Source organism: Orenia metallireducens (assembly GCF_003001995.1).
Classification (GTDB): domain Bacteria; phylum Bacillota; class Halanaerobiia; order Halobacteroidales; family Halobacteroidaceae; genus Orenia; species Orenia metallireducens_B.
Window position 1 is genome coordinate 19,928 of the sequence record NZ_PVNB01000021.1, and the last position, 25,454, is coordinate 45,381.

Sequence of the window (25,454 nt, forward strand, 5' to 3'; positions counted from 1 at the left end):
AGTAAGTGCCTAATAAATTAATTTAATCAATTTAAATCTCTAATAATTAAATTAAATTGTTTTATTTAGTTCTTGACCTTTGGTTTTAAAAAGAATATAATATTATTGTTGTTTATTTGATGTGTTTAAGGAGGGGTTCCCGAGTGGTTAAAGGGAGCAGACTGTAAATCTGCCGGCGACGCCTTCAGAGGTTCAAATCCTCTCCCCTCCACCATTAATATTTAACAGTTAATAGTTGACAGTTGATAGTTAAGTTCATAAAAAATAAGAACTTATATTTAAGTTTTTGCTTTTATGGTTTTGACTGTCAACTGTACACTATACACTGTAAACTGAACTTATTGTGCGGGAGTAGCTCAGTTGGCTAGAGCACCAGCCTTCCAAGCTGGGTGTCGCCAGTTCGAATCTGGTTTCCCGCTCCAGCCCACATAGCTCAGTAGGTAGAGCGCATCCATGGTAAGGATGAGGTCACCGGTTCAAATCCGGTTGTGGGCTCCAAATTTAATAATTAACATATAAACAGGTGATTTTGTATCACCTTTAATTTATATAATATGTTTCTACATAATCTAGGAGGGAAATAAAATGGCAAAAGAAAAGTTTGAGAGAACGAAACCTCATGTTAATATTGGTACAATTGGTCACGTAGACCACGGTAAAACAACAACTACCGCAGCTATTACAAAGGTATTATCAAAAGGTGTAGGAGGTTCTAACTTCGAAGACATCGATAATGCACCAGAAGAAAGAGAAAGAGGAATTACAATTGCTACTTCACACGTAGAGTATGAAACAGAAAATCGTCACTATGCTCACGTTGACTGTCCAGGACATGCTGATTATGTAAAGAACATGATCACTGGAGCAGCACAGATGGATGGAGCTATCTTAATCGTATCAGCAGCTGACGGACCAATGCCTCAAACAAGAGAGCATTTACTATTATCCCGTCAGGTAGGAGTACCAAAGATCGTAGTATTCTTAAACAAAGCTGACATGGTAGATGACGAAGAGTTAATCGAATTAGTAGAAATGGAAGTAAGAGAGTTAATGAGCGAGTATGAATTTGAAGGAGATGACGCTCCAGTAGTAGTAGGTTCTGCATTAAAAGCATTAGAAGAACCAGAAGGAGAATGGGCAGATAAGATCTTAGAATTAATGGATGCAGTAGATGAGTATATCCCAACTCCAGAAAGAGATACAGACAAAGAGTTCTTAATGCCAGTAGAGGACGTGTTCAGTATTACTGGACGTGGAACAGTAGCAACTGGACGTGTAGAACAAGGTGTTGTTAAAGTTGGAGATACAATAGAAATCGTAGGGATTAAAGATACAGAAACTACTACTGTAACAGGAGTAGAGATGTTCCGTAAATTAATGGATCAAGCACAAGCAGGAGATAACATTGGTGCATTATTAAGAGGTGTTAAGAGAGAAGATATCGAGCGTGGACAAGTATTAGCAAAACCTGGAAGTATTACTCCACATACTAAATTCAAATCAGAAGTATATGTATTAAGTAAAGAAGAGGGTGGACGTCATACTCCATTCTTCGATGGATATAAACCACAATTTTACTTCAGAACAACTGATGTAACAGGTTCAATCCACTTACCAGAAGGTGTAGAGATGGTAATGCCAGGAGATAACATCGAAATGGTAGGAGAACTAATCTCTCCAATCGCGATGGACGAAGGATTAAGATTCGCTATTCGTGAAGGTGGAAGAACTGTTGGTGCTGGTGTTGTTACTGAGATTATTGAATAATTAAGCATTAAATTGGTTATATTATTCTAATAGAAAAGTGGGTATTAATACCCACTTTTCTACTTTTTTTAGCGTTTTATCCAATGTAAATTATCATTGACTTTTATAAAGAGATATGATAGAGTGTATAGGGTGTAGGAAAGAACGTAAACTTTATTAAATGAACTACTTATTAGGAGGTGCCATCTATGAGAGAGGTAATTACTCTAGAATGTACAGAATGTAAAAGACGCAATTACACTACTAGTAAAAACAAAAAGAATCAACGAGAAAGATTAGAAATTAAAAAATATTGTAAATTCTGCAAAGAACATACTAACCATAAAGAGACTAAGTAATTTTACTTAAAATTGTTCTTATATAGGCTTGTGGCTCAATTGGCTAGAGCATCGGACTCCAAATCCGAGGGTTGGGGGTTCAAGTCCCTCCAGGCCTGCCAAATAAAAACGTTAATAATCATCAATGAGGATGTGGAATAAATGGCTGACAAAGGTGCTTGGGGAAAGACTACTAAATTTTTCCGTGAAGTAAAAGCTGAACTGAAAAAAGTAAATTGGCCAAACCGTAAAGAATTAGGATCTTATACTATGGTTGTAATAGTTACTGTATTACTTGTTGCGTTATTTATCGGAGGAGTCGATTTTGTATTTTCTAATATAATCAGGCCGATTATTCTTGACTAGAGGAGGTGTGGGTCCTACTAGATGTGGGGTCCCTTATTTATGAATAATAACATAGAATGGTATGCTATACATACTTATTCTGGCCACGAAGATAAGGTTAAAGCTAATCTTACTCAACGTATTAAGACTACTGGTATGGAAGAGAAAATATTTGAAATTGTAATTCCTACTGAAGAGAGAATTAAGGTTAAGAATGGGAAGAAAACAGTAGTTAAAGAAAAAATATTTCCTGGTTATGCTTTAGTAAAGATGATCATGGATGATGATTCTTGGTATGTTGTGCGAAATACGCCAGGAGTAATTGGTTTTGCTAGTGCTGGTACAAAACCAATCCCGGTTCAAAATACCGAAATGAATAAAGTGTTAAAAGATATGGGTATAGAAGAACCTAAAGCTGAAATAGACTTAGAAAAAGGGCAGACTGTTAGAGTTAGTGAGGGTCCTTTTGAGGATTTTGTAGGTGAAATTAAAGAGATAGATTATGAAAAAGCTAAACTTATGGTGTTGGTGTCAATGTTTGGACGAGAAACACCAGTTGAATTAGAATTTGATCAAGTTGAGAAAGTATAAGGAGGTGTAAGAGATGGCTAAAGAAATCACAGGTAAAATTAGTTTGCAGATTCCTGCTGGTAAAGCTAATCCAGCTCCTCCAGTTGGACCAGCTTTGGGACAACATGGAGTAAATATTATGGATTTTTGTAAGGCGTTTAATGCTAAAACTGCTGATCAAGCTGGTAACATTATACCAGTAGAAATCACAGTTTATGCAGATCGTTCTTTTGACTTTATTACTAAAACTCCTCCAGCTGCAGAACTATTAAAGAAAGCTGCTGGTGTTCCAAAAGGTTCTGGAGAACCTAATGTTAATAAAGTTGCTACAGTAAGTTTAGATGCTGTAAAAGAGATTGCTGAACTAAAGATGGAAGATTTAAATGCTGCGAGCCTAGAATCTGCTATGAGTATGATTAAAGGTACTGCTCGAAGCATGGGGTTTGTTGTTGAAGAATAATATAATTTCTTTTTATAAAAGTGGGAGGATTTTCCGCTAATACCACAAAGGAGGATTTTAAATGTCAAAAAGATATAAAGATGCATATACAAAAGTTGATAGGGATAAGTTATATGAAATCGAAGAAGCGTTAAAATTAGCTCAAGAAACTGCTACAGCTAAATTTGATGAAACTATTGAAGTATCTGTTAAATTAGGGGTTAATACAACTAAAAATGATCAACAAATTCGTGGAGCTGTTGTTCTTCCAAAGGGAACAGGTAAAGACGTTAAAGTGATCGTTTTTGCGCAAGGGGAAAAAGTTAAAGAAGCTGAAGCTGCTGGCGCTGACGTAGTTGGTGGAGAAGAATTAGCTGAAAAAATCAAAGAAGGTTGGTTTGACTTTGATGTAGTAGTAGCTACTCCTGACATGATGAGTGTTGTGGGTAAATTAGGTCCTATCTTAGGTCCAAAAGGATTAATGCCAAACCCTAAAGTAGGAACAGTAACTTTTGATTTGGAACAAGCTGTTAAAGATATTAAAGCTGGTAAGGTTGAATATAGAGCTGATAAAGGTGGTAACATCCACTTGCCTCTAGGAAAAGCTAGCTTTAGTTTTGATGATTTAGATGAAAACTTTAGAACAGTTATGGAAACTATAGTTAAAGCTAGACCTGCAGCTGCTAAAGGAAGATACTTACTTAATATTGCTGTATCAGCTACTATGGGGCCAGGTATTAAGATTGACCCTCAAGCGATTATTAGAATGTTAGGATAATTTATAAAAAAACTATTGACTTAAATAGATTGGTGTGTTATAATCACACTTGTGATAAAAAAGAATACGGTTTAAAGCTGTAGACAGTAGGTGCTTTAACAAGCTTAAATAATACCTGCCGAGGCTGGAGTGACTTGTACTTGATAACATACAGTGTAATTTATTTATACTGTTCGTATATAGTTAAAAAGTCTCCAGCTTTGCTGGAGGCTTTTTACTTTTTATTAAGGAGGTGGATGAACAGAATGGGTCAACGCCGTGAAAAAGAACTTGCCGTTCAAGAATTAATCGAGAAATTTAGTAATGCAAAATCAGCGATTTTAACTGATTATCGTGGTTTAAATGTTGCTGAAGTAACAGAACTAAGAGATAAGTTAAGAGAAGCTGGGGTTGAGTATAAGGTAGTAAAGAATACTTTAGCTTACTTAGCTGCTAAAGAAACTGGTTATGAGGGCATTAAAGAATACTTAGCGGGTCCAACTGCAATTGCATTCTCTGAAGAGGATCCAGTTGCTCCAGCGAAGGTATTATCTGACTTTGCTAAAGACCATGAAAATTTAGAAATTAAATCTGGTATCTTGTCAGGAGATATTTTAGATGTTGAAGGAGTTAAAGCATTAGCTGATATACCACCAAGAGAAGTGTTGCTTGCTCAAGTTGCACGTGGTATGAAGGCTCCAATCTCTGGTTTGGTATACTCATTAAAGTATCCAATCAACGGTTTGGTTTATGCGCTTAACGCAATTAAGGACAAAAAAGCTGAATAAATAAAAATTAGGAGGAATGATTTAAATGACTAAAGAAGAAATTTTACAAGCTATTGAGAATATGACTGTTTTAGAATTAGCTGAATTGGTTGAGGAATTAGAAGAAAAATTTGATGTAAGTGCTGCACCTGCTGTAGCTGCTATGCCTGCTGCTGGAGCTGCTGCTGGAGCTGCTGAAGAGCAAACTGAATTTGATGTAGTAATAACTGCTGCTGGAAGTAGTAAAATCAAAGTAATCAAAGCTGTTAGAGGTGTTACTGATTTAGGACTTAAAGAAGCTAAGGCATTAGTTGATGGCGCTCCTAGCCCAGTTAAAGAAGGAGTTTCTAAAGAAGAGGCTGAAGATATTAAAGCTCAATTAGAAGAAGCTGGAGCTAGTGTTGAAGTAAAATAATTTTACTTTAAAGCCGAATAAATTATAAATACAAAGCACTCTGTTATATAACAGAGTGCTTTTTTACCATAATTAAAATTTGTTTTTCTCCAATTTATTCTTTGCTTTCAATTCTATTACAAGGTGGTTGTTATTATATATTTAAGGAGGGTGTTTATATTAGTAGATATAAATTTCTCTTGCTTGACAATAACTTGTAATTGTGTTACTATTATTTATTGTTACAAGTAACTGATTGAAATAAAAGTGAATTAAATTTCATTATAAATGTATATTTTGTTTGAGAATACAAATAATAATTGTGTTTTATAGAGGTAATTTTTAATTAAAATAGATTATAGTTTTATTTATCTAGGCTGATAAAATCTGCGGGGGTGACTATATTTATGGCCAATCCAGCAAGCTCATTAAGAAGAGAAAGGCGTAGCTTTGCTAAAGTAGGAGAAGGGATGGAGATTCCTTTTCTTTTAGAAACACAAATTAAATCTTATAATTGGTTTTTAGAGGAAGGCCTATTAGAAATTCTACATGAAATCTCTCCTATTCAAGATTTTTCTGAGAATTTAGTATTGGAGTTCATTAATTATTCATTAGATGAGCCAAAGTATGATGAGTTAGAAAGTAAGAATCGAGATGTTACTTATTCTGCACCCTTAAATGTTAAAGTCCGATTGATTAATCAAGAGACTGGTGAGATTAAGGAGCAAGATGTCTTTATGTCTGATTTCCCACTCATGACTGAAAAAGGGACATTTATTATCAATGGGGCAGAAAGAGTAATTGTAAGCCAGTTGATTAGATCTTCTGGGGTTTATTTTGGAGAAGAAGTTACTAAAGATGGACGTCAATTATATAACGGTAGTATTATTCCTAATCGTGGTTCGTGGATTGAATTTGAATATGATAAAAAGGATATTGTTGCTGTAAGGGTTGATAGAGGTAGAAAAATTCCTTCAACTATTTTATTTAGATCTTTGGGTTATGGAACTGATGCTGAGCTGATTGATGCTCTTGGTGACCATCAAGTTATACATAATACAATTGAGAGAGATAATAGTGAGAGCCAAGAAGAGGCTTTGATTGCTTTATATAAGAATCAAAGACCTGGTGAGCCTCCAACTGTTGAGAGTGCTCAGAGTTTATTGGAGTCTTTATTCTTTGATACAAAGCGTTATGATTTAGCTAAAGTAGGAAGATATAAGATTAATAAAAAGCTTGGTTTAGATGTTGACCCAGAAAAGAGGATATTAACTAAAGAAGATATTGTTGAGACAGTTAGATATATGTTGAAGTTAATTGATAATCATGAAGGTGCTAAGATAGATGATATTGACCATTTAGGTAATAGAAGATTAAAGACTGTAGGAGAATTATTACAAAATCAATTTAGAATAGGTTTATCTAGAATGGAAAGAGTTGTTAGAGAAAGAATGACCATTCAAGATATTGATGTAATAACTCCACAAAACTTAATCAATACTAGACCTGTTGCAGCAGCTATCAAAGAATTTTTTGGTAGTAGTCAGTTGTCCCAATTTATGGACCAAACTAATCCACTCTCTGAATTGACTCATAAGAGAAGAATGAGTGCTTTAGGACCTGGTGGATTAAGTCGTGAACGTGCTGGATTTGATGTTCGTGATGTTCACCATACTCACTATGGTAGAATTTGTCCTATTGAGACTCCTGAGGGACCTAACATCGGTTTGATTGGTTCTACATGTATTTATGGTAAGACTAATGAATTTGGTTTTATTCAAACACCTTATCGTAAAGTAGTAGATGGTGTAGTGACTGATCAGATTGATTATTTGACTGCTGATGAAGAAGATGAAGTAATAGTTACTCAGGCTAATGAAAGGATAGATCAAGACGGGAAATTACTTAATGATAGAGTATTTGCCCGATATCATGAGGAAACTATTAAGGTTTCTCCTGCAAAGGTTGACTATATGGATGTATCTCCAAAACAGATTATTAGTGTATCTGCTGCTTTAATTCCTTTCTTAGAGAATGATGATGCTAACCGTGCTTTAATGGGAGCAAACATGCAGCGTCAAGCAGTACCTTTATTAAAAACTGATGCACCTCTTGTAGGAACTGGAATCGAGTATGAAGCTGCAAAAGATTCTGGAGCAACAATTGTTGCTAAAAATCCTGGAGAGGTTATGAAGGTTACTGGTGATAAGATTTTAATCAAGACCGATGAAGGTACAGTTGATAAATATAGAATACTTAAATTTACTCGTTCTAATCAGGGTAGTTGTGTTAATCAACGACCTATAGTTAGAAAGGGAGATCGAGTAGAAAGAGGAATGATCATTGCTGATGGTCCTGCTACAGACAAAGGGGAGTTAGCTTTAGGGCGTAACTCTGTAATTGCCTTCATGCCTTGGCAAGGATATAACTATGAGGATGCTATTTTAATTAGTGAAAAACTAGTTAAAGAGGATGCTTTGACTTCGGTTCATATTGAAGAATATGAAGCTGAAGCTAGAGATACTAAGCTTGGACCTGAAGAGATTACTAGAGATATCCCTAATGTTGGTGATGATGCACTAAAAGATTTAGATGACAGGGGAATTATCAGAGTTGGTGCAGAGGTCGAACCAGGTGATATCTTAGTTGGTAAAGTAACTCCTAAGGGTGAAACTGAGCTCTCTGCTGAAGAAAGGTTATTAAGAGCTATCTTTGGAGAGAAAGCTCGAGAGGTTAGAGATACTTCTCTAAGAGTTCCTCATGGAGAAGAAGGAATTATTGTTGATGTAAAAGTCTTTAACAGAGAAGATGGAGATGAGCTCAAAGCTGGAGTTAATAAACTGGTTAGAGTTTATATAGCTAAAAAACTAAAGATTACAGTTGGAGATAAATTGGCTGGACGCCATGGTAACAAAGGGGTTATTTCACGTATCTTACCTGAGGAGGATATGCCGTTTTTACCTAATGGTGAGCCAGTAGAGATTGTATTAAATCCTCTGGGAGTACCATCTCGTATGAATATCGGACAGGTATTAGAGACTCACTTGGGGATGGCAGCAAGAGCTCTAGGTATTCATGTTTCTACTCCAGTATTTAATGGAGCTACTGAAGAAGAGGTAGAAGATATATTAGAAGAAGCAGGATTAGCACGTGATGGTAAAACGCTTTTATATGATGGTAGAACTGGTGAAGCTTTTGAAAACAGAGTAACCGTTGGGGTAATGTATATGCTGAAGTTACACCACTTAGCTCATGATAAGATGCATGGACGTTCTACTGGACCATACTCTCTTGTTACTCAACAACCATTGGGTGGTAAAGCTCAATTTGGTGGACAGAGATTTGGAGAGATGGAGGTATGGGCACTAGAAGCATATGGTGCTGCTCATACATTACAAGAAATGTTAACTGTTAAATCTGATGATGTCGTTGGACGTGTACAGGCGTATGAAGCAATTGTTAAAGGGGAAAATGTACCTGAACCAGGTATTCCTGAATCCTTCAAGGTGTTAATTAAGGAAATGCAGAGTATTGGATTAGATGCAAAAGTATATTCTGAAGAAGAAGAAGAGTTATCAATTGAAGAACAAGAAATCAATGAAACTACCAAGAAATTAGGTTTAGACTTAATTGATGATGAGGGAGATGGAGAATAGTTATTAGTTATAAAAAACTAAAACTAGAGAAGGGGGAGTGTGCCCTTGTTTAATGTAAATAACTTTGATTCAATGAAGATAGGTCTTGCTTCGCCAGAGAAGATTCGTTCTTGGTCAAGTGGTGAAGTAAAAAAGCCGGAAACTATTAATTATCGTACATTAAAGCCGGAAAAAGAAGGTTTATTTTGTGAAAAGATCTTTGGACCCACTAAAGACTGGGAGTGCCATTGTGGGAAGTATAAGAGGGTTAGATATAAAGGTGTTGTTTGTGACCGTTGTGGTGTAGAGGTTACACGTTCTAAGGTAAGAAGAGAGAGAATGGGGCATATTGAGCTTGCTGCTCCTGTTTCTCATATTTGGTTTTTTAAGGGGATTCCTAGCCGTTTAGGACTAGTGATGGATATGTCTCCACGTTCTTTAGAAAAGGTTCTTTATTTTGTCTCTTATATAGTAATTGATCCAGGTGAAAGTCCTTTAAGTAAAAAGCAATTATTAACTGAGAACGAATATAGAGAAGCTAGAACAAAATATGGAGATAATTTTGAAGCTGGTATGGGTGCTGAAGCAATTAGAGAAGTGCTAAGAAATATTGAGTTAGATAAAGAGGTTGAAGAGTTAAGAGAGACAATTAAGAGTGTATCTGGTCAAAGGCGTAAACGTGCAGTGAGAAGGTTAAAGGTTCTTGAAGGTTTAAGAAATTCAGGAAACAGACCAGAATGGATGATTTTAGATGTTATCCCTGTTATTCCACCTGAATTAAGACCGATGGTCCAATTAGATGGTGGGCGTTTTGCTACTTCTGATTTAAATGATTTATATAGACGTGTAATTAATAGAAATAATCGTCTAAAAAGATTATTAGATCTTGGAGCACCTGACATTATTATCCGTAATGAAAAGAGGATGCTACAAGAAGCAGTAGATGCTTTGATTGATAATGGTCGTAGAGGCCGTCCAGTTACTGGAGCAGGTAATAGACCATTAAAATCATTAAGTGATATGTTAAAAGGTAAGCAAGGTCGTTTCCGTCAGAATCTTTTAGGTAAACGTGTAGATTATTCTGGACGTTCTGTAATTGTAGTTGGTCCTAATTTGAGGTTAGACCAATGTGGTTTGCCTAGAAAGATGGCATTAGAATTATTTAAGCCTTTTGTAATGAAGCGTCTTGTTGATAAGGAATTAGCCCATAATATTAAAAGTGCTAAAGGAATGGTAGAAAAGCTAGATTCAAGGGTATGGGATGTTTTAGAAGAGGTTATTAAAGAGCATCCAGTATTGTTAAATCGTGCACCTACTTTACATAGGCTAGGTATTCAAGCTTTTGAACCTATTTTAGTAGAAGGAAAGGCTATTAGAGTCCACCCATTAGTTTGTCCAGCATATAATGCTGACTTTGATGGTGACCAAATGGCTGTACATGTTCCTTTATCTGCAGAAGCCCAGGCAGAATGTAGATTATTGATGTTATCAACTTATAATATTTTGGCACCATCTGATGGTGGAGCTATAGCTGTACCGTCCCAAGATATGGTATTGGGTGCTTATTATTTAACTATTCTTAAGGATGGAGCTAAAGGTGAAGGTAAAATCTTTGGTTCTACAGATTCTGTAATTAAAGCTTATGAAAATGATCAAATTACTTTACAGACAAAGATAAAATATAGATTACCTAATGGTGAATGGATCGATACTGGAGCAGGAAGGGTAATCTTTAATGATGTTCTTCCTGAAGAGTTACCATTCTATAACGAAGTTTTTGATAAGAAACGATTAGGTAGATTAGTAAGTGAAAGCCATAGAAAATTAGGGCCAAATAAAACGGCTGAGATTTTAGATTCAGTTAAGAATTTGACATTTAGCTATGCTACTAAATCTGGTATTACTATCAGTGTAACTGATGTTGATATTCCACAAGCTAAATATGATATTGTAAAAGAGTCTGAAGATAAAGTAGATAAGATCGAGAAGCAATATCGCCGTGGTTTAATTACTGAAAGAGAAAGATACCAAAGGGTTATCGATGTTTGGAGTAAGGCAAAAGATAGAGTTACAGAGGCGCTAATTGATAATTTGGATGAGTTTAATCCAATTTATATGATGGCTACTTCTGGTGCTCGTGGTAATAAATCTCAGATAACTCAGTTAGGTGGTATGCGTGGTTTGATGGCGGATCCATCTGGTCGAATTATCGATATGCCAATCAAAGCTTCTTTCCGTGAAGGGTTAACGGTATTAGAGTTCTTTATCTCTACTCATGGTGCTCGTAAAGGTTTGGCTGATACAGCCTTAAGAACTGCCGATTCAGGTTATTTGACTCGTCGTCTAGTTGATGTTTCCCAAGATGTTATTGTTCGTGAAGAAGATTGTGGAACTGAAGATGGTCTATTAATTAAACCTATTTCAGAGGATGGAGAAATAATTGAGCCATTGAGTGAAAGAATTATCGGTAGAGTACCTTCAATTGATTTAATTCATCCAAAGACTGGTGAGGTAATTGTTCATAAGAATAAAACAATTACTGAAGAAATTATGGAAGAAATTGAAGCTGCAGGGATTGAAGAGGTAGAAATTAGAACTGTCTTAACTTGTCGTACTGAGCATGGAGTCTGTCAAAGGTGTTATGGACGTAATTTAGCAGATGGTAAGATGGTTAATGTAGGTGAAGCTATTGGTATTATGGCAGCTCAGTCTATCGGTGAACCGGGTACCCAGTTGACGATGAGAACATTCCATACTGGAGGAGTTGCTGGAGACGATATTACTCAAGGTCTTCCTCGTGTAGAAGAGTTATTTGAAGCTCGTAGTCCTAAAGGTCAAGCGGTAGTTACAGAATTAGATGGTCAGGTCAATATAGTTGAGAATGGTAGATCTTATAAAGCTGTCATTAAAACTAAAGATGGAAGACAGAAGACATATCAATTGCCATATGGTTCTGAATTAAGAATAAAAGATGGGGATTATGTTGAGGCAGGAGATAGATTAACCAAAGGTCCTCTAGACCCTGAAGATATTTTAAGAATCAGCGGAAAGAGATCTGTTCAAAAGTATCTGTTAAGAGAAGTTCAAAGTGTTTATAGATCTCAAGGTGTAGAGATCAATGATAAACACATTGAAGTAATTGTAAGACAGATGATGAACAAGGTTAAGATTAAAGAAGCTGGGAATACTGAATTATTGCCAGGTAGCCTAGTAGATATATTTGAATTCGAAGCAGTAAACGATAAAGTAATAGCAGAAGGAAAAGAGCCTGCAACAGCAACACCAGAACTGTTAGGTATTACTAAAGCTTCTTTAGCAACTGAGAGTTTCTTATCAGCTGCATCTTTCCAAGAGACAACTAGGGTATTAACTGAAGCTTCCTTAGAAGGTAAATCTGATAGTTTATTAGGTCTAAAAGAGAACGTTATTATTGGACAATTGATTCCTGCCGGTACAGGGATGAGAAGATATCGTGAAATACCTAGCGAAGTTGTTGAATAAAAAGACAAAAAAGGGTTGACAGTTTACTTACTAAGTGTTAAAATACGTAAGTGTGTTGTGATAAAGACTGTTTTCTCAGTAAATACTTTTTAGTTATAAATTAGGTATTAGTTTTAAATAATACACATAATTATGGGATGCAAGTTAACTTGCATCCCTATCATCAAATTATAATCTTAAACAAATTGGAAGGAGGTGGACTGATGCCAACTATAAATCAGTTGATCCGTAAAGGTAGAAAGAAAACTGCTAAGAAAAAAGGTGCTAGAGCATTAGAAGGCTCGCCACAAAAAAGAGGTGTGTGTACTAGAGTATACACTACTACACCTAAAAAGCCTAACTCTGCGTTGAGAAAGGTTGCTCGTGTTCGTTTAACTAATGGTAAAGAGGTTACAGCTTATATACCTGGTATTGGACATAACTTGCAGGAACACTCTGTAGTATTAGTAAGAGGTGGTCGTGTTAAGGATTTACCTGGTGTTAGATATACTATAGTACGTGGGGCTTTAGATACTGCAGGTGTAGAGGATAGAAAACAAGGTCGTTCTAAATATGGTGTAAAAAAACCTAGAGATTAGTTATTTTAGGATTATTGGAAGGGGGGTAAATGATGAGAAAAAATAGAGCTCAAGTTAGAGAGATAACTCCTGACCCGATATATAATAGTAAATTGGTAAGTCGTTTTATTAATTCTATTATGATTGACGGGAAGAAAAGTTTAGCAGAGAAGATTTTCTATGATGCAATGACAACCATTCAAGAGAAGGTTGAAGAAGAAGATGATGCAATGGAAATCCTAAAAACTGCATTAAATAATGTTATGCCAGTTTTAGAAATCAAAAGTAAACGTGTTGGAGGGGCTAACTATCAAGTTCCTGTAGAGGTTAGCAACCGCAGAAGAGTTACTTTAGGATTAAGATGGATCGTTGATGCAGCTAGAAAAAGAAGTGAAAGAACAATGGTTGAAAGATTTGCAAACGAAATCGTTGATGCTTATAACGAACAAGGTGGAGCTTTCAAGAAGAAAGAAGAAGTACATCGTATGGCTGAAGCTAATAAAGCTTTTGCACATTACAGATGGTAATCAAAGAATAAGGGAGGGTGTTATATAGTGCCCAGACAATTTCCATTAAAAAAGACTAGAAATATTGGAATTATGGCGCATATCGATGCTGGTAAGACTACAGCTACTGAACGTATTCTATTCTATACAGGGCGTGTGCACAAGATTGGGGAAACTCATGATGGTGCTTCTCAAATGGACTGGATGGAACAAGAAAAAGAACGTGGAATTACAATCACATCTGCTGCTACTACTTGTGAATGGGATGACCATAGAGTTAATATTATAGATACACCAGGACACGTGGACTTCACTGTTGAGGTAGAGAGATCTTTAAGAGTATTAGACGGTGCTGTTGGTGTATTCTGTTCAGTTGGTGGAGTTGAGCCTCAATCTGAAACAGTATGGAGACAGGCTGATAAATATAATGTTCCTAGAATTGCTTTTATTAACAAGATGGACAGAACAGGTGCAGACTTCTACAATGTAGTACAAATGATGGAAGATAGAATTGCTGCTAACCCAGTGCCTATTCAACTTCCAATTGGAAAAGAAGAAGACTTTAAGGGTTCTATCGATTTAGTTGAAATGAAAGCAATTGTTTATGATGAAGAATTAGGGATTAATTATGAGATTGTAGATATTCCTACTGAATTAGAAGATAAAGCACAAGAATATCGTGAATTATTAATCGAAGCAATTGCTGATCTTGATGAAGAGATTATGATGAAGTACTTAGAAGGAGAAGAACTTACAGTAGAAGAGATTAAGGCTGCTATCCGTAAAGGTACTATTGAGAATAAAATAACTCCTGTTCTTTGTGGTACAGCATTAAAGAACAAGGGTCTTCAACCACTATTGGATGCAGTTATTGCTTACTTACCATCTCCAGTTGATATTCCTCCTGTAACGGGTATTAGACCTAGAACTGAGGAAGAGGTTGTTAGACCTGCAGAGGATGATGCTCCGTTCTCAGCACTAGCTTTCAAAATTATGACTGACCCTTATGTTGGTAAGCTAGCATTCTTTAGAGTATACTCTGGAGTATTAGAATCAGGTTCTTACATCTATAACTCAACTAAAGAATCAAAAGAACGTGTAGGACGTATCGTACAGATGCATGCTAACAAACGTGAAGAGAGAGATGAAGTTTATGCAGGAGACTTAGCTGCTGCTGTAGGACTTAAAAATACAAGTACAGGTGATACTTTATGTGATCAAGATGATCCAGTTATCTTGGAATCAATGGAGTTTCCTGAACCAGTAATTCATGTTGCTATCGAACCTAAAACTCAAAAAGATGGCGATAAATTAGGAGAGGCTCTACAGAAATTAGCTGAAGAGGATCCTACATTTACTGTTAGAACTGATGAGGAGACTGGTCAAACAATCATTGGTGGTATGGGTGAATTACACTTAGACGTAATCGTTGATCGTTTAACTAGAGAATTTAGTGTCGAAGCTAATGTTGGTGAACCGCAAGTATCTTATCGTGAAACATTTACTAAGACAGGTACTGTTGAAGGTAAATTCGTAAGACAATCTGGTGGTCGTGGTCAATATGGTCATGTAGTTATGGATGTTGAACCATTAGATCCAGGTGAAGGATTCGAATTCGTTGATAAGATTGTTGGAGGAACTATTCCTAGAGACTATATCGGTTCAGTAGAACAAGGGGCTAAAGAAGCTTTAGAAAATGGTGTCTTAGCTGGTTACCCAGTTGTAGATGTTAGAGTTATTTTACATGATGGTTCTTATCATGAAGTTGACTCTTCTGAGATGGCATTTAAGATTGCTGGTTCTATGGCAATTAAAGATGGTGTTAAGAAGCTTAAGCCAGTATTGCTAGAACCGATTATGGCTGTTGAAGTTACAACTCCTGAGGAATACATGGGAGATGTAATTGGAGATCTTAACAGTCGTCGTGGACAGGTACAAGGTATGGATCAAAGAGGTAATGCTAGAATTGTTAGAGCAATGGTGCCATTATCTGAAATGTTTGGTTATGCAACTGACCTTCGTTCAAATACACAAGGTCGTGCTCAATATGTAATGCAAATGGATCATTACGATAAAGTTCCAGCTAATATTTCTGAAGAAATTATTTCAAAAGTTCAATAATAATTAGGAGGGAAATAAAATGGCAAAAGAAAAGTTTGAGAGAACGAAACCTCATGTTAATATTGGTACAATTGGTCACGTAGACCACGGTAAAACAACAACTACTGCAGCTATTACAAAGGTATTATCAAAAGGTGTAGGAGGTTCTAACTTCGAAGATATCGATAATGCACCAGAAGAAAGAGAAAGAGGAATTACAATCGCTACTTCACACGTAGAGTATGAAACAGAAAATCGTCACTATGCTCACGTTGACTGTCCAGGACATGCTGACTATGTAAAGAACATGATCACTGGAGCAGCACAGATGGATGGAGCTATCTTAATCGTATCAGCAGCTGACGGACCAATGCCTCAAACAAGAGAGCATTTACTATTATCCCGTCAGGTAGGAGTACCAAAGATCGTAGTATTCTTAAACAAAGCTGACATGGTAGATGACGAAGAGTTAATCGAATTAGTAGAAATGGAAGTAAGAGAGTTAATGAGCGAGTATGAATTTGAAGGAGATGACGCTCCAGTAGTAGTAGGTTCTGCATTAAAAGCATTAGAAGAACCAGAAGGAGAATGGGCAGATAAGATCTTAGAATTAATGGATGCAGTAGATGAGTATATCCCAACTCCAGAAAGAGATACAGACAAAGAGTTCTTAATGCCAGTAGAGGACGTGTTCAGTATTACTGGACGTGGAACAGTAGCAACTGGACGTGTAGAACAAGGTGTTGTTAAAGTTGGAGATACAATAGAAATCGTAGGGATTAAAGATACAGAAACTACTACTGTAACAGGAGTAGAGATGTTCCGTAAATTAATGGATCAAGCACAAGCAGGAGATAACATTGGTGCATTATTAAGAGGTGTTAAGAGAGAAGATATCGAGCGTGGACAAGTATTAGCAAAACCTGGAAGTATTACTCCACATACTAAATTCAAATCAGAAGTATATGTATTAAGTAAAGAAGAGGGTGGACGTCATACTCCATTCTTCGATGGATATAAACCACAATTTTACTTCAGGACAACTGATGTAACAGGTTCAATCCACTTACCAGAAGGTGTAGAGATGGTAATGCCAGGAGATAACATCGAAATGGTAGGAGAACTAATCTCTCCAATCGCGATGGACGAAGGATTAAGATTCGCTATTCGTGAAGGTGGAAGAACTGTTGGTGCTGGTGTTGTTACTGAGATTATTGAATAATTAAATTTATAGAAAAGGGAATGAGGAGTATTATTCCTCCTCATCTTTTTTCTGTCTAAATTAAACGTTATTTGGAGGTGAAAATTATGGCTGAACAAGCTACAGGTAAGATTAGAATTAGATTAAAAGCTTATGAACATCAGCTTCTAGATAACTCAGCAAGAAAGATCGTTGAAACTGCTAAAAAAACTGGAGCTGACGTTTCTGGACCGATTCCTTTACCTACTAAAAAAGAGGTGTTTACAATCTTACGTGCGCCTCACGTAAATAGTAAGTCTAGAGAACAATTTGAAATGAGAACTCATAAAAGATTAATTGATATTAAAGACCCAACACCTAAGACTGTTGACTCTCTAATGAGATTAGATTTACCAGCTGGTGTTGACATAGAGATTAAACTATAATATTTATATGTGTTTTAAGGAGGTGTAGAAAAAATGAAGGCGATTTTAGGTAAAAAAGTTGGTATGACACAAATTTTCACTGAAAATGGTGAAGTTGTACCTGTTACAGTTGTTGAAGCGGGACCATGTACTGTAATTCAAAAGAAAACTGAAGAGGTTGACGGATATAGCTCTGTACAATTAGGGTTTGTTGATGATAAAGAAAATAAAGTAAATAAGCCTCTAAAGGGACACTTCGATAAATATGGAGTTAATCCTAAAAAATATATTCGTGAATTTAGAGTTGAAGGAGCAGAAGCTCTAGAAACAGGAGATGAAATTAAAGCAGATACATTTGCTGAAGGAGAGAAGGTTGATGTAACTGGTATCTCTAAAGGTAAAGGATTTGCAGGTACAGTTAAGAGATGGAATTTTAATACTGGACCAAAAACTCACGGTTCTAGAAACTACAGAAGACCAGGTTCTATTGGTGCTGGATCTGACCCTGCAAGAGTATTTAAAGGGAAAAAGATGCCTGGACATATGGGACATGAACAAGTAACAGTTCAAAACTTAGAAGTTGTTAAAGTAGACCCTGAAAAGAACTTATTATTAATTAAAGGTGCAGTTCCTGGACCTAAAAAAGGGTTATTAACTATTCGGCAAACAGTAAAATAGTGTTAGGAAAGGGGGATAAAGATGCCTGAATTAGCTTTATACAATATTGATGGACAAAAGTCAGGGAACCTTGACTTAAGAGATGAAGTTTTTAGTGTAGAGGTAAATGAACATGTACTTCATGAAGCGGTTGTTGCTCAATTAGCGGCTAAGCGTGTTGGAAGTGCTAAGACTAAAACTAGAGGAGAAGTTGCTGGTGGTGGACGTAAGCCATGGAGGCAAAAAGGAACAGGTCGTGCTCGACACGGAAGTATCCGTTCTCCACTTTGGGTAGGTGGTGGAACTACTTTTGGACCACAACCTCGTAAATATAATAAGAAACTTCCTAAGAAAGTTAAAAAGTTAGCTGTAAAATCAGCGTTAACTTTAAAAGTTGAAGAAGGTAACTTAGTTGTTATTGATAATTTCAACTTTGCAGCACCAAAAACTAAAGAGATGGTATCTGTATTAAAGAGTTTTGATGCAGCAGACTCTAAAGTATTAATTGTACTTTCTGAAAAGAATGATAATGTTTATAAATCAGCTCGTAATCTTCCGGGAGTGAGAGTTGTAACACCTACTAAGGTAACTGTATATGATGTTTTAAATAGTAATAAAGTAATTATGACTAAAGATGCAGTTGCTAAAGTTGAGGAGGTGCTAGCATAATGAAGGATCCTCGGGATATTATTATTGCGCCTCATATTTCTGAAAGAAGTATGATGGATATGGAAGAAAATTGGTATACTTTTAAAGTAGCTATCAAAGCTAACAAGCCTGAAATCAAAAAGGCTATTGAAAAGATCTTTGATGTAAATGTTGAAAAAGTAACTACTAATCGTATGCCAGGTAAGAAGAGAAGAATGGGATATACTCAAGGTAAGACATCTAATTGGAAGAAAGCTAGAGTTAAACTAGCTGAAGGAGATAGCATCGAAATATTTGAAGGTGTATAATTTTTATAAGAAAAGGAGGGAGTAAAGATGGCGATTAAGAAATTTAAGCCAACCACACCGTCAAGAAGATATATGACTGTGGAGGATTTTAGTAACGTTACAACTGATAAGCCAGAAAAGTCTTTACTTAAGCCACTGAAAAAAAGTGGTGGACGTAATGCAAATGGTCGCATCACTGTTCGTCATCGTGGTGGAGGCCATAAGAGAATGTACAGAATTATTGACTTTAAAAGAGATAAAGATGGAGTTCCAGCTAAGGTAGCTACAATTGAGTATGATCCAAATAGATCTGCTCGTATTGCATTGTTACATTATGCAGATGGAGAAAAAAGATATATCATTGCTCCAAAAGGAATTAATGTAGGAGATGAAATTCTTTCAGGTCCTGAAGCAGATATCAAGCCAGGAAATGCATTAGCTTTAAAAGATATTCCAGTAGGTACTATAATTCATAATATCGAGCTTAAGCCAGGAAAAGGTGCACAAATGGTACGCTCTGCAGGTGCTAGTGCTCAGCTTATGGCTAAGGAAGGTAAATATGCAAATATTCAATTACCTTCTGGTGAAATGAGATTAGTTCATGTTAAATGTAAAGCTACAGTTGGTCAAGTAGGTAACGAATTACATGAAAATATTACTATCGGTAAAGCTGGAAGAAAGAGATGGATGGGTATTAGACCTACAGTTCGTGGTACTGTAATGAACCCTCATGATCATCCTCATGGTGGTGGTGAAGGTAAGAATAAAACATCTGGTAGACATCCAGTTACTCCTTGGGGTCAACCTACTATCGGTAAGAAGACTCGTAAGAAGAAGGCTTCTGATAAGATGATTGTTCGCAGCCGTCATGCGAAGAAGCGTAGAAGAAAATAATTAATGAGAGGGGGACATTAGATTGGGTCGTTCAATAAAAAAAGGACCATTTATAGATAAAAAGCTATTAGCTAAAGTTGAAGAGATGAACAAGTCTGGGAAGAAGAAAGTTATTAAAACTTGGTCAAGAAGTTCAACTATTTTCCCGCAAATGTTAGGGCATACTATTGCCGTTCATGATGGAAAAAAACATGTTCCTGTATATGTTACTGAAGATATGGTTGGTCATAAATTAGGTGAATTTGCACCTACTAGAACATTCAGAGGACATGGAGATCACACTGAAAGATCTACGTCACTTAAATAGAGTTTAGAGAGTAAAGGGGGGTTAAACCATGGAAGCAAAAGCCGTTGCTAAACGTATTCGGATTTCCCCAAGAAAAGCAAGGTTAGTTATTGACTTAGTAAGGGGTAAAGAAATTGGCGAAGCATTTGGTGTCTTAAAGAATACACCTAATAAAGCAGCAGGAATTATTGAAAAATTATTAGTTTCAGCTGTAGCTAATGCTGAAAATAATCATGGTATGATTGCTGATGAATTATATATTTCTGAAGCATATGTAGATGAAGGTCCAACAATGAAAAGATATAAACCAAGAGCAATGGGGCAAGCAAGTCCTATTAATAAAAGAACAAGCCATCTTACAATAAAAGTGGCAGAAAAAAAGGAGGGATAATGAATGGGTCAAAAAATTCATCCACACGGTCTTAGAGTTGGTGTAGTAAAAGACTGGGACGCTAAGTGGTATGCTAATAAAGAGGATTATTCTGATTTATTACATGAAGATTTAGAGATAAGAGACCATGTGAAGGGTAAAATGTATGACGCAGGTATTTCTAGAATCGTAATTGAAAGAGCTGCAAACAGAATTAAAATTAATATTCATACTGCTCGACCAGGAATGGTAATTGGAAAAGGTGGTTCTGAAGTAAACGACTTAAGAGCCGAATTAGAAGCTATGACTAGTAAACAAGTTCAAGTTAATGTTGTTGAAGTTAAAAATCCTGATCAAGATGCACAATTAGTTGCTGAGAATATTGCTGAGCAAATCGAAAATCGTGTATCTTTTAGAAGAGCAATGAAGCAATCTATTGGTAGAGCAATGCGTCAAAGAGGTGTTGAAGGAATCAAGGTTCTATGTTCAGGTCGTTTAGGTGGAGCTGATATGGCTCGTACTGAAGGTTATAGTGAAGGTAGTGTACCTTTACACACTTTACGTGCTGATATAGATTATGGATTTACAGAAGCGGACACAACTTATGGTAAAATCGGAATAAAAGTTTGGATTTATAAAGGTGAAATCTTACCTGAAATTAATGAAGACTAATCAGAAAGGGGGCCAATGACATGTTAATTCCAAAGCGTGTTAAACATAGAAAACAACATCGTGGACGGATGAAAGGTAAAGCTCAGCGTGGTAATAAAGTTTCTTTTGGTGATTACGGTTTACAAGCTCTAGAGCCTGCATGGATTAACAATCGTCAAATCGAGGCAGCCAGAGTTGCAATTACTCGTAAAATTAAACGTGGTGGTAAGGTTTGGATAAGTATCTTCCCTGACAAACCGGTAACTGCTAAGCCAGCTGAAACAAGAATGGGTAGTGGTAAAGGAGCTCCAGAACACTGGGTTGCTGTTGTGAAGCCAGGGCGTATAATGTTTGAACTTGCTGGTGTTAGTGAAGAGCTTGCTAGAGATGCTATGAGATTAGCAGCACACAAACTGCCTATTAAAACGAAATTTGTAAAACGGGAAGAAATGGATGGTGACAGCAATGAAAGCTAATGAGTTAAGAAGTTTAACTAATGCAGAATTAGAGCAAAAGTTAGATGAATTGAAAGAAGAATTATTTAACTTGCGTTTTCAAAATGCTACAGTGCAATTAGATAACCCTGCACGTATAAAAGAGGTTAAGAAGTCAATTGCTCGTGTTAAGACTATTTTAAATGAACGTGAACTTGGTATTAACCAAGGTTAATTGAGAGGAGGGTTAATATGGCTCGACGCAGTGCACCGCAAGAAAAGATCGGATTAGTTGTTAGTGATAAGATGGATAAGACTGTTGTTGTTGCAGTTGAAAGAAAGACTCAACATCCATTATATAAACGTGTTATCACTAGAACTTCTAAGTTCAAAGCTCATGATGAAAAGAATGAGTGTCGAGTAGGGGACAAAGTTAGAATTGTAGAAACTCGTCCTTTAAGTAAGACTAAGAACTGGGTAGTAGAAGAGATTGTTCAAAAAGCTGAATAGTTTTTAATTGAAAGGAGGGTTTTGAAGTGATTCAACAGGAATCTAGATTAAAAGTAGCAGATAACTCAGGAGCTAGAGAACTACTTTGTATTAAAGTTTTAGGTGGTTCTAAAAAACGTTATGCTTCTATTGGTGACGTAATCGTTGCTACAGTTAAAGAAGCTATCCCTGATGGTATGGTAAAGAAGGGTGACGTGGTTAAAGCAGTTATTGTACGGACAAAAAATCAAGTTAGAAGAAAAGATGGTTCATATATCAGTTTTGATGAAAATGCTGCTGTAATTCTTAGTAAAAACAATGAGCCACGAGGAACACGTATCTTTGGACCAATTGCTCGTGAATTAAGAGAGAAGAATTTCACAAGAATTATTTCTTTAGCGCCTGAAGTGCTTTAATTAAAGTTTTAGAAGAAAGGAGGCAATTGGGATGTCTAAGTTACATGTAAAAAAAGGCGATAAAGTTAAGGTTATCGCAGGAAAAGATAGAGGTAAAGAAGGAGAAATCCTAAAAGCTTTTCCAAAAGAAAATCGTGTTATCGTTAAAGGTGTAAATATCGTAAAAAAACATGTCAAGCCAACTCAAGAAAATCCACAAGGTGGTATTCTTGAAAAGGAAGCTCCAATTAATAGTTCTAATGTAATGTTAGTTTGCGGAAAATGTGGAGCACCTTCTCGTACAGGTAAAAAAGTTTTAGATAACGGTGAAAAGGTACGTTATTGTAAAAAGTGTGAAGAAGATATAGATTAATTGTTGATAGAAAGGAGGTAAAACTATGTCACTTTTAAAAGAAAAATATATTAAAGAGATAGCTCCTGCTATGGTAGAAAAGTTTAATTACGCTAATGTTATGGAAGTTCCTAAATTAGATAAGGTTGTTCTTAATATGGGACTTGGCGAAGCTGCAGAGAATGCTAAGGTGCTTGATCAAGCTGTTGAAGTTTTCCAAGCTATTACTGGGCAAAATCCTGTAATTACTAGAGCTAAAAAATCAGTTGCTAACTTTAAAATTAGAGAAGGTATGCCAGTTGGTTGTAAGGTTACTCTTCGTGGAGAACAAATGTATGAGTTCTTATATAAATTAATTAATGTAGCATTACCACGTGTTCGTGACTTTAGAGGTATTTCTGGTAAATCTTTTGATGGAAGAGGTAACTATTCTTTAGGTTTAACTAACCATACTGTTTTCCCAGAAATTAAGATCGATGATGTTGATAAAATTTTAGGAATGGACATTGTTGTAGTAACTACTGCTGAAACTGATGAAGAAGCTAAAGAGTTATTATCACTAATGGGTATGCCATTTAAAAAGTAATTAAGGAGGGGACAGAGTGGCTAGAAAGGCTAAAATAATAAAGGCTAATCGGAAGCCTAAGTATTCAACTCGACAAGAACATAGATGTCGTAAGTGTGGACGACCACATGGTGTTATTAGAAAATTCGAATTATGCCGTGTATGCTTTAGAGAATTAGCCCACGAAGGTAAATTGCCAGGTGTTAAGAAAGCTAGTTGGTAGAAAGTTTTAATGCTGTTAATTTGAAAGGAGGTATGAACAGTGAATATAACTGATCCTATTGCAGATATGCTAACAAGAATCAGAAATGCAAATTCTGTTTTAAAATCAGAAGTAGAAATCCCTGCTTCTAACCTTAAAGAAGAAATTGCTCGGGTTTTACAAGAAGAAGGTTTTATTAAAGGGTTTAAAAGAATCAATAATGGACCACAGGGTACAATTAAAGTATTCTTAAAGTATGGTGCTAACGGTGAAAAGATTATCAGTGGTATCAAGAGAATTAGTAAGCCTGGATTGAGAGTTTATGCTAATAAAGAAGATTTGCCTAAAGTTTTAGGTGGGTTAGGTATAGCTATTATCTCAACTTCTAACGGTTTAATGACAGATAAATCTGCTCGTAAAGCAGGAATTGGTGGAGAAGTTCTCTGCTACGTGTGGTAATAATTGAATAAAAAAGGAGGTGTAGATTATGTCTCGAATCGGACATCAGCCAGTTGCAATTCCTGAAAAGGTAGAAGTAACTATAGATAGTAATGTAGTGAAAGTTAAAGGTCCTAATGGAGAATTACAACAAGTAGTTAATCCAAGAATGGATATAAAAATAGAAGATAATGAACTTGTAGTAACTAGACCAACAGACTCTAAAGTAGATAAATCTATGCACGGTTTAACTCGTAGTTTAATCGTTAATATGATTGAAGGTGTAACTGAAGGGTTTAAAAAAGTTTTAGAATTAAATGGTGTAGGTTATCGTGCACTTAAAAAAGGTAACAATTTAGAGCTACAAGTTGGATATTCTCACCCTGTAGTGATTGAACCACCAAAGGGTATTGACTTTGAAGTAGACAAGAACAAGGTTATTGTTAAAGGTATTGACAAGCAATTAGTAGGTCAGGTAGCTGCTAACATTAGAGCTGTTAGACCACCAGAACCTTATAAAGGTAAAGGAATCAAATATGTTGATGAAGTTATCAGACGTAAGGAAGGTAAAACTGGTTAATAGTTAATATCCGATAAAGGAGGGAAGAGAATGAGCAAGTTAAGTAAAAGAGAAGCTAGGGAAAAAAGACATAAAAGAATCCGTAATAAGGTTCAAGGTACACCAGATCGCCCTAGATTAAATGTATATAGAAGTAATCAACATATCTATGCTCAAGTCATCGATGATTTTGCTGGCGAAACTTTAGTAGCTGCTTCTAGTGTCGATAAAGAGATCAGTGAAAAAGTTTCAAATGGTGGAAATAAAGATGCTGCTAAAACTGTTGGTGAATATATAGCTAAAAGAGCTTTAGATAAAGGAATAACTACAGTTGTATTCGATCGTGGTGGATATGATTATCATGGTCGTGTTAAAGCTTTAGCAGAATCTGCTCGAGAAAACGGATTGAAGTTTTAATTAATTTTTGAGTAAAAGGAGGGAAAAAGATGAGCAAACTTATTGACCCTAGTAAATTAGATCTAGAGGAACGAGTTGTTAATATTAACCGCGTAACTAAAGTAGTTAAGGGTGGACGTAGATTCAGCTTTAGTGCATTAGTAGTAGTTGGTGACGGTAATGGTCATGTAGGTGCTGCAATCGGAAAAGCTAACGAAGTACCAGATGCTATCCACAAAGCTATTGATGCTGCTAAAAAGAGTCTAGTTAAAGTTCCTTTAAAAGATACTACTATACCTCATGAAATCAATGGTATCTTTGGTGCTGGTAATGTTCTTCTAAAACCTGCTTCTGAAGGTACTGGAGTTATCGCTGGAGGTCCAGTACGTGCTGTTGTAGAATTAGCAGGAATTAAAGATATCTTAACTAAATCTTTAGGATCTAATAATCCAATTAATATGGTTAGAGCTACTATTACTGGATTAGCTAGTCTTAAAAATGCTGAAGATGTTGCTAAATTAAGAGGTAAAAGTGTAGATGAATTATTAGGATAATATATAATTTTAATTAA

General features: G+C 36.0%; 33 protein-coding genes, 4 tRNA genes and 1 other annotated feature. All 37 genes read left to right on the forward strand.

Annotation, left to right across the window (positions count from 1 at the left end):
• The first annotated feature begins 129 nt into the window (after window positions 1–129).
• A tRNA-Tyr gene (locus BX659_RS13445) sits at window positions 130–214 on the forward strand.
• 131 nt (window positions 215–345) lie between these two features.
• Window positions 346–422: transfer RNA gene (locus BX659_RS13450), tRNA-Gly, on the forward strand.
• Window positions 423–498 (forward strand) — tRNA-Thr (locus tag BX659_RS13455).
• An 87-nt stretch (window positions 499–585) separates the two neighbouring features.
• Complete coding sequence (tuf, locus tag BX659_RS13460; protein ID WP_097018168.1) at window positions 586–1,767, forward strand: elongation factor Tu; 1,182 nt, start codon at window positions 586–588, stop codon at window positions 1,765–1,767.
• A 188-nt stretch (window positions 1,768–1,955) separates the two neighbouring features.
• Window positions 1,956–2,105, forward strand: a complete 150-nt coding sequence (gene rpmG / locus BX659_RS13465; RefSeq protein WP_097018178.1) for a 50S ribosomal protein L33 — start codon at window positions 1,956–1,958, stop codon at window positions 2,103–2,105.
• A 24-nt stretch (window positions 2,106–2,129) separates the two neighbouring features.
• Window positions 2,130–2,206, forward strand: a tRNA-Trp gene (locus BX659_RS13470).
• A gap of 40 nt (window positions 2,207–2,246) precedes the next feature.
• Window positions 2,247–2,450, forward strand: a complete 204-nt coding sequence (gene secE / locus BX659_RS13475) for a preprotein translocase subunit SecE (protein ID WP_097018177.1) — start codon at window positions 2,247–2,249, stop codon at window positions 2,448–2,450.
• A gap of 39 nt (window positions 2,451–2,489) precedes the next feature.
• Window positions 2,490–3,020 (forward strand): transcription termination/antitermination protein NusG, encoded by a 531-nt coding sequence (gene nusG / locus BX659_RS13480; RefSeq protein ID WP_097018199.1) that lies wholly within the window; start codon window positions 2,490–2,492, stop codon window positions 3,018–3,020.
• 13 nt (window positions 3,021–3,033) lie between these two features.
• Window positions 3,034–3,459 carry a 50S ribosomal protein L11 gene (gene rplK, locus BX659_RS13485; protein ID WP_068716007.1) on the forward strand — a complete coding sequence of 142 codons (426 nt, stop codon included), beginning with the start codon at window positions 3,034–3,036 and terminating at the stop codon, window positions 3,457–3,459.
• Between the two features lie 61 nt (window positions 3,460–3,520).
• Entirely contained in the window at window positions 3,521–4,216 is a 696-nt protein-coding gene (gene rplA, locus BX659_RS13490) for a 50S ribosomal protein L1 (RefSeq protein ID WP_097018176.1), read from the forward strand.
• A 59-nt stretch (window positions 4,217–4,275) separates the two neighbouring features.
• Window positions 4,276–4,443, forward strand: a sequence feature (ribosomal protein L10 leader region).
• An 18-nt stretch (window positions 4,444–4,461) separates the two neighbouring features.
• Window positions 4,462–4,983 (forward strand): 50S ribosomal protein L10, encoded by a 522-nt coding sequence (rplJ, locus tag BX659_RS13495; protein ID WP_097018175.1) that lies wholly within the window; start codon window positions 4,462–4,464, stop codon window positions 4,981–4,983.
• A 25-nt stretch (window positions 4,984–5,008) separates the two neighbouring features.
• Window positions 5,009–5,377: a 50S ribosomal protein L7/L12 gene (gene rplL, locus BX659_RS13500; protein ID WP_097018174.1), complete on the forward strand. Its 369-nt coding sequence runs from the start codon at window positions 5,009–5,011 to the stop codon at window positions 5,375–5,377.
• A gap of 386 nt (window positions 5,378–5,763) precedes the next feature.
• Window positions 5,764–9,012, forward strand: a complete 3,249-nt coding sequence (rpoB, locus tag BX659_RS13505; protein ID WP_097018173.1) for a DNA-directed RNA polymerase subunit beta — start codon at window positions 5,764–5,766, stop codon at window positions 9,010–9,012.
• 45 nt (window positions 9,013–9,057) lie between these two features.
• The gene (gene rpoC / locus BX659_RS13510) at window positions 9,058–12,492 is read left to right on the forward strand and encodes a DNA-directed RNA polymerase subunit beta' (protein WP_097018172.1); all 3,435 of its coding nucleotides are present in this window, start codon (window positions 9,058–9,060) and stop codon (window positions 12,490–12,492) included.
• Window positions 12,493–12,695: 203 nt separating this feature from the next.
• Window positions 12,696–13,070, forward strand: coding sequence for a 30S ribosomal protein S12 (gene rpsL, locus BX659_RS13515; protein WP_097018171.1), 375 nt, complete (start codon window positions 12,696–12,698; stop codon window positions 13,068–13,070).
• Between the two features lie 32 nt (window positions 13,071–13,102).
• Complete coding sequence (gene rpsG, locus BX659_RS13520; RefSeq protein ID WP_097018170.1) at window positions 13,103–13,576, forward strand: 30S ribosomal protein S7; 474 nt, start codon at window positions 13,103–13,105, stop codon at window positions 13,574–13,576.
• 27 nt (window positions 13,577–13,603) lie between these two features.
• The gene (gene fusA, locus BX659_RS13525; protein WP_097018169.1) at window positions 13,604–15,676 is read left to right on the forward strand and encodes an elongation factor G; all 2,073 of its coding nucleotides are present in this window, start codon (window positions 13,604–13,606) and stop codon (window positions 15,674–15,676) included.
• Window positions 15,677–15,695: 19 nt separating this feature from the next.
• Window positions 15,696–16,877 (forward strand): elongation factor Tu, encoded by a 1,182-nt coding sequence (gene tuf, locus BX659_RS13530; RefSeq protein ID WP_097018168.1) that lies wholly within the window; start codon window positions 15,696–15,698, stop codon window positions 16,875–16,877.
• An 86-nt stretch (window positions 16,878–16,963) separates the two neighbouring features.
• A complete protein-coding gene (gene rpsJ, locus BX659_RS13535; RefSeq protein ID WP_097018167.1) occupies window positions 16,964–17,281 on the forward strand; it encodes a 30S ribosomal protein S10 in 318 nt (105 codons plus the stop codon).
• A 33-nt stretch (window positions 17,282–17,314) separates the two neighbouring features.
• Complete coding sequence (gene rplC / locus BX659_RS13540; protein ID WP_097018166.1) at window positions 17,315–17,938, forward strand: 50S ribosomal protein L3; 624 nt, start codon at window positions 17,315–17,317, stop codon at window positions 17,936–17,938.
• Window positions 17,939–17,959: 21 nt separating this feature from the next.
• The gene (gene rplD, locus BX659_RS13545; protein ID WP_097018165.1) at window positions 17,960–18,586 is read left to right on the forward strand and encodes a 50S ribosomal protein L4; all 627 of its coding nucleotides are present in this window, start codon (window positions 17,960–17,962) and stop codon (window positions 18,584–18,586) included.
• Entirely contained in the window at window positions 18,586–18,873 is a 288-nt protein-coding gene (gene rplW, locus BX659_RS13550; RefSeq protein WP_068715980.1) for a 50S ribosomal protein L23, read from the forward strand. The genes rplD and rplW overlap by 1 nt, the downstream gene beginning before the upstream one ends.
• Before the next feature lie 27 nt (window positions 18,874–18,900).
• Window positions 18,901–19,746 (forward strand): 50S ribosomal protein L2, encoded by an 846-nt coding sequence (gene rplB / locus BX659_RS13555; RefSeq protein WP_097018164.1) that lies wholly within the window; start codon window positions 18,901–18,903, stop codon window positions 19,744–19,746.
• A gap of 22 nt (window positions 19,747–19,768) precedes the next feature.
• Window positions 19,769–20,053 carry a 30S ribosomal protein S19 gene (gene rpsS, locus BX659_RS13560; protein WP_097018163.1) on the forward strand — a complete coding sequence of 95 codons (285 nt, stop codon included), beginning with the start codon at window positions 19,769–19,771 and terminating at the stop codon, window positions 20,051–20,053.
• Between the two features lie 28 nt (window positions 20,054–20,081).
• Entirely contained in the window at window positions 20,082–20,423 is a 342-nt protein-coding gene (gene rplV, locus BX659_RS13565) for a 50S ribosomal protein L22 (protein WP_097018162.1), read from the forward strand.
• Window positions 20,424–20,426: 3 nt separating this feature from the next.
• Window positions 20,427–21,074, forward strand: coding sequence for a 30S ribosomal protein S3 (gene rpsC, locus BX659_RS13570; protein WP_097018161.1), 648 nt, complete (start codon window positions 20,427–20,429; stop codon window positions 21,072–21,074).
• Window positions 21,075–21,094: 20 nt separating this feature from the next.
• Window positions 21,095–21,529, forward strand: coding sequence for a 50S ribosomal protein L16 (gene rplP, locus BX659_RS13575; RefSeq protein ID WP_097018160.1), 435 nt, complete (start codon window positions 21,095–21,097; stop codon window positions 21,527–21,529).
• Entirely contained in the window at window positions 21,519–21,722 is a 204-nt protein-coding gene (gene rpmC, locus BX659_RS13580; RefSeq protein ID WP_097018159.1) for a 50S ribosomal protein L29, read from the forward strand. The genes rplP and rpmC overlap by 11 nt, the downstream gene beginning before the upstream one ends.
• 17 nt (window positions 21,723–21,739) lie before the next feature.
• Window positions 21,740–21,997 (forward strand): 30S ribosomal protein S17, encoded by a 258-nt coding sequence (rpsQ, locus tag BX659_RS13585; RefSeq protein ID WP_097018158.1) that lies wholly within the window; start codon window positions 21,740–21,742, stop codon window positions 21,995–21,997.
• 26 nt (window positions 21,998–22,023) lie between these two features.
• Window positions 22,024–22,392, forward strand: a complete 369-nt coding sequence (gene rplN, locus BX659_RS13590) for a 50S ribosomal protein L14 (protein ID WP_068715963.1) — start codon at window positions 22,024–22,026, stop codon at window positions 22,390–22,392.
• Window positions 22,393–22,423: 31 nt separating this feature from the next.
• Complete coding sequence (gene rplX, locus BX659_RS13595) at window positions 22,424–22,744, forward strand: 50S ribosomal protein L24 (protein ID WP_143786670.1); 321 nt, start codon at window positions 22,424–22,426, stop codon at window positions 22,742–22,744.
• Window positions 22,745–22,769: 25 nt separating this feature from the next.
• Window positions 22,770–23,309, forward strand: coding sequence for a 50S ribosomal protein L5 (gene rplE / locus BX659_RS13600; protein ID WP_097018156.1), 540 nt, complete (start codon window positions 22,770–22,772; stop codon window positions 23,307–23,309).
• A 16-nt stretch (window positions 23,310–23,325) separates the two neighbouring features.
• Window positions 23,326–23,511 carry a type Z 30S ribosomal protein S14 gene (locus tag BX659_RS13605; RefSeq protein WP_097018155.1) on the forward strand — a complete coding sequence of 62 codons (186 nt, stop codon included), beginning with the start codon at window positions 23,326–23,328 and terminating at the stop codon, window positions 23,509–23,511.
• Window positions 23,512–23,550: 39 nt separating this feature from the next.
• Window positions 23,551–23,949 (forward strand): 30S ribosomal protein S8, encoded by a 399-nt coding sequence (rpsH, locus tag BX659_RS13610; protein WP_097018154.1) that lies wholly within the window; start codon window positions 23,551–23,553, stop codon window positions 23,947–23,949.
• A gap of 28 nt (window positions 23,950–23,977) precedes the next feature.
• Window positions 23,978–24,508, forward strand: a complete 531-nt coding sequence (gene rplF, locus BX659_RS13615) for a 50S ribosomal protein L6 (RefSeq protein ID WP_097018153.1) — start codon at window positions 23,978–23,980, stop codon at window positions 24,506–24,508.
• Between the two features lie 30 nt (window positions 24,509–24,538).
• Window positions 24,539–24,904: a 50S ribosomal protein L18 gene (rplR, locus tag BX659_RS13620; protein WP_097018152.1), complete on the forward strand. Its 366-nt coding sequence runs from the start codon at window positions 24,539–24,541 to the stop codon at window positions 24,902–24,904.
• A gap of 29 nt (window positions 24,905–24,933) precedes the next feature.
• Window positions 24,934–25,437, forward strand: a complete 504-nt coding sequence (rpsE, locus tag BX659_RS13625) for a 30S ribosomal protein S5 (protein ID WP_097018151.1) — start codon at window positions 24,934–24,936, stop codon at window positions 25,435–25,437.
• The last annotated feature ends 17 nt before the right edge of the window (window positions 25,438–25,454 follow it).

Coding starts and splice junctions, on each gene's coding strand:
- rpsJ (WP_097018167.1), top strand. CDS start 16,964: ATGGCTGAACAAGCTACAGGTAAGATTAGAATTAGATTAAAAGCTTAT.
- rplJ (WP_097018175.1), top strand. CDS start 4,462: ATGGGTCAACGCCGTGAAAAAGAACTTGCCGTTCAAGAATTAATCGAG.
- secE (WP_097018177.1), top strand. CDS start 2,247: ATGGCTGACAAAGGTGCTTGGGGAAAGACTACTAAATTTTTCCGTGAA.
- rplV (WP_097018162.1), top strand. CDS start 20,082: ATGGAAGCAAAAGCCGTTGCTAAACGTATTCGGATTTCCCCAAGAAAA.
- rplF (WP_097018153.1), top strand. CDS start 23,978: ATGTCTCGAATCGGACATCAGCCAGTTGCAATTCCTGAAAAGGTAGAA.
- rplL (WP_097018174.1), top strand. CDS start 5,009: ATGACTAAAGAAGAAATTTTACAAGCTATTGAGAATATGACTGTTTTA.
- rplR (WP_097018152.1), top strand. CDS start 24,539: ATGAGCAAGTTAAGTAAAAGAGAAGCTAGGGAAAAAAGACATAAAAGA.
- tuf (WP_097018168.1), top strand. CDS start 586: ATGGCAAAAGAAAAGTTTGAGAGAACGAAACCTCATGTTAATATTGGT.
- rpsC (WP_097018161.1), top strand. CDS start 20,427: ATGGGTCAAAAAATTCATCCACACGGTCTTAGAGTTGGTGTAGTAAAA.
- rpmC (WP_097018159.1), top strand. CDS start 21,519: ATGAAAGCTAATGAGTTAAGAAGTTTAACTAATGCAGAATTAGAGCAA.
- rpsG (WP_097018170.1), top strand. CDS start 13,103: ATGAGAAAAAATAGAGCTCAAGTTAGAGAGATAACTCCTGACCCGATA.
- rpoB (WP_097018173.1), top strand. CDS start 5,764: ATGGCCAATCCAGCAAGCTCATTAAGAAGAGAAAGGCGTAGCTTTGCT.
- rplP (WP_097018160.1), top strand. CDS start 21,095: ATGTTAATTCCAAAGCGTGTTAAACATAGAAAACAACATCGTGGACGG.
- rplE (WP_097018156.1), top strand. CDS start 22,770: ATGTCACTTTTAAAAGAAAAATATATTAAAGAGATAGCTCCTGCTATG.
- rpsE (WP_097018151.1), top strand. CDS start 24,934: ATGAGCAAACTTATTGACCCTAGTAAATTAGATCTAGAGGAACGAGTT.
- rplC (WP_097018166.1), top strand. CDS start 17,315: ATGAAGGCGATTTTAGGTAAAAAAGTTGGTATGACACAAATTTTCACT.
- rpmG (WP_097018178.1), top strand. CDS start 1,956: ATGAGAGAGGTAATTACTCTAGAATGTACAGAATGTAAAAGACGCAAT.
- rplD (WP_097018165.1), top strand. CDS start 17,960: ATGCCTGAATTAGCTTTATACAATATTGATGGACAAAAGTCAGGGAAC.
- nusG (WP_097018199.1), top strand. CDS start 2,490: ATGAATAATAACATAGAATGGTATGCTATACATACTTATTCTGGCCAC.
- rpsQ (WP_097018158.1), top strand. CDS start 21,740: ATGGCTCGACGCAGTGCACCGCAAGAAAAGATCGGATTAGTTGTTAGT.
- tuf (WP_097018168.1), top strand. CDS start 15,696: ATGGCAAAAGAAAAGTTTGAGAGAACGAAACCTCATGTTAATATTGGT.
- rplA (WP_097018176.1), top strand. CDS start 3,521: ATGTCAAAAAGATATAAAGATGCATATACAAAAGTTGATAGGGATAAG.
- rplB (WP_097018164.1), top strand. CDS start 18,901: ATGGCGATTAAGAAATTTAAGCCAACCACACCGTCAAGAAGATATATG.
- rpsL (WP_097018171.1), top strand. CDS start 12,696: ATGCCAACTATAAATCAGTTGATCCGTAAAGGTAGAAAGAAAACTGCT.
- rplX (WP_143786670.1), top strand. CDS start 22,424: ATGTCTAAGTTACATGTAAAAAAAGGCGATAAAGTTAAGGTTATCGCA.
- rplW (WP_068715980.1), top strand. CDS start 18,586: ATGAAGGATCCTCGGGATATTATTATTGCGCCTCATATTTCTGAAAGA.
- rplK (WP_068716007.1), top strand. CDS start 3,034: ATGGCTAAAGAAATCACAGGTAAAATTAGTTTGCAGATTCCTGCTGGT.